Origin of the sequence: Xenorhabdus khoisanae (assembly GCF_001037465.1) — a bacterium.
GTDB classification, from domain to species: domain Bacteria; phylum Pseudomonadota; class Gammaproteobacteria; order Enterobacterales; family Enterobacteriaceae; genus Xenorhabdus; species Xenorhabdus khoisanae.
Genome location: NZ_LFCV01000258.1, coordinates 1 through 2,319 on the forward strand (window position 1 = coordinate 1; position 2,319 = coordinate 2,319).

General features: G+C 36.8%; 2 protein-coding genes and 1 pseudogene. 1 reads left to right on the plus strand and 2 read right to left on the minus strand.

Going from position 1 to position 2,319, the window contains the following annotated elements:
• Positions 1-117: 117 nt before the first annotated feature.
• Entirely contained in the window at positions 118-1,068 is a 951-nt protein-coding gene (gene trxB / locus AB204_RS20640; RefSeq protein ID WP_047965255.1) for a thioredoxin-disulfide reductase, read from the minus strand.
• Between the two features lie 101 nt (positions 1,069-1,169).
• On the minus strand, positions 1,170-1,490 hold the full coding sequence (locus AB204_RS20645; protein ID WP_047965256.1) for a thioredoxin family protein: 321 nt from the start codon (positions 1,488-1,490) through the stop codon (positions 1,170-1,172).
• A 443-nt stretch (positions 1,491-1,933) separates the two neighbouring features.
• Here AB204_RS20645 and AB204_RS24095 point away from each other — a divergent pair.
• A pseudogene (locus AB204_RS24095) lies at positions 1,934-2,140 on the plus strand (carboxymuconolactone decarboxylase family protein); the annotation flags it as partial.
• Positions 2,141-2,319: the final 179 nt, after the last annotated feature.

The window sequence follows — 2,319 nt, forward strand, 5'->3', positions numbered from 1 at the left end:
AACAACAGGTAATAAAAAATGCGCATGGATTCAGCTTTACAATGGATTTATCTAATCATTTCATTGAAAAACTGACCATCCAGTACATTTCTGAATGGTCTTAATGCGTTAATAATATTATAAATTATTAAACTGTAGCCATTTCCCTACATCAAGTGCCGCCATGCACCCTGAACCTGCTGATGTTATTGCCTGACGATATTTGTCATCAGCAACATCCCCTGCTGCAAATACCCCGGGGATTGATGTCATTGTTTCAAAATGATGAGATCTACCATTAACAATAATATATCCATTATTCAGATTTAATTTATTTTGCAAAAAACCTGTATTCGGATTATGGCCTATAGCCATAAAACAGCCGCTGATAGGAAGATCAAATAAGATATTATCAAATGTATTTATTAAAGCTAGCCCTTTAAAGTCATCCTGATATTCTATATACCCTTTCACTTCTGTATTCCAGAGTATATCGATCTTACCTTCACTGACTTTAGCCATCAGTCTGTCCTGTAGGATTTTTTCAGCTCTTAGTTCAGCCCGCCTATGAATCAGAAAAACTCGCCTTGCTATATTAGCAAGATATAACGCTTCTTCAACGGCAGTATTGCCACCACCTATTACTGCAACATCCTGACCTTTAAAGAAAAAACCATCACAAGTCGCACAAGAGGAGAGCCCCTTACCATGTAATTTGTTTTCATTAGGCAGATTCAAATAACGTGCAGTTGATCCTGTTGCAATAATGATACTTTCTGCTTGGTATTCATTTTTCTCCCCTGAAACCAAGAAGGGCTTAGAATCAAAATTAATTGAAACTATCTGATCATTAATTATTTCCGGAATAAACTCTTTCGCATGCTTATCCATTCTTAACATAAGGTCAGGGCCTGTTGTCCCTCCCGGCTCTCCCGGCCAATTCTCAACATCAGTAGTATTCATTAATTGCCCACCCAGTTCCAAACCGGAGACAACAATAGGAGAAAAACCTGCCCTAGCCGCATATATCGCCGCAGTATACCCAGCAGGGCCAGTTCCTATAATTAATACTTTCGTATAAACAGACATTAAATGCTCCTTGTTTTACCAATTAAAAGCAGATGATGATATTGGTTTGGACTGTTAGGTAAGGCAGGCCCCTAAAACCCTCAAATTTAACTCAACCTGAACTACAAATTTTGAGAAACCATATTCTTGAATTGTGTCAATGAAGCGACGCCAACAAGAGAATCTACAGGTTGTCCATCTTTATATACTATTGTCATTGGTATGCTGCGAATGCCATATTTCATACCGATATTATTGGCATTATCAATATTGATTTCCCCGAAAGTGGCACTATCTTTCATATCGATTGATAACTGATTAAACGTTGGTGCTACCGCACGACACGGGCCACACCATGGTGCCCAGAATCTGACAACACAGATCCCTTTAGTACCGACTACACTATCAAAATTATCTTCGGTTAATTCAATTAATGTACTCATATTCATCCTCAACAAAATTTTCAAGTTACTTAAACACAGCTTATAAAGAAAATGTGGGGTATGCGAATGTAAATTTGTTAACTTAATATTGGAACATTCGTTTTATGAATCCATGTACAAGATAATCGCTAACTCAGAATACTCGACACCCGTAATTCAATTATTATATTGAATATTATAGTTAGATCAATAGATCTTTCCCTATCAGAAAGATAGGGATAGGCTATCAATTAATGACGGTTAGTTATTAAAATCCTTAAAATAAATGACACAAAAATTATCTAAGTAGTATCGGATAAATACAATTATCAAAAAAAATCAACCACATAAATTATTATTGGAGTTTGAGTCACGCTCTTCTCCACGCGTTTTAGTCCTCAAGGAAAACAACCATTGACCACAATCAGGTATTCAATAAAATAATTTAATGAAAATTCAAAGAGTTAATTGCCATCACAATCGCAATAGCTTCAGCTTCTGATGAATCACTCAGAAATCACATTCGTTCTGGTATAGAAAGTGGATTAACACGAGAAGAGTTAATTGAAGGAATTGGCGTGGTAATATTAATGAAAGGTGAAAATGCTTTTATTTATAGTGCAAAAGCATTAACTATATATGATTCTGATAAAAACAGTTATAAACGCTGATGATTGAGCTGGCTAAAAATCTCAAAATCCCGGCAGATCTTAGCCAGTTCCCCAACTAACCATGTCCATCAACACGATTCGGTCAAGCCATCAAAGGCTCATCCGTGTGATCAACGTATACCCAATGGATTTCAAGATGCAGCGCGGCGGCAAGGGAATGAATCCCCGGGAGCATAGAT

Coding starts and splice junctions, on each gene's coding strand:
- AB204_RS20645 (WP_047965256.1), bottom strand. CDS start 1,490: ATGAGTACATTAATTGAATTAACCGAAGATAATTTTGATAGTGTAGTC.
- trxB (WP_047965255.1), bottom strand. CDS start 1,068: ATGTCTGTTTATACGAAAGTATTAATTATAGGAACTGGCCCTGCTGGG.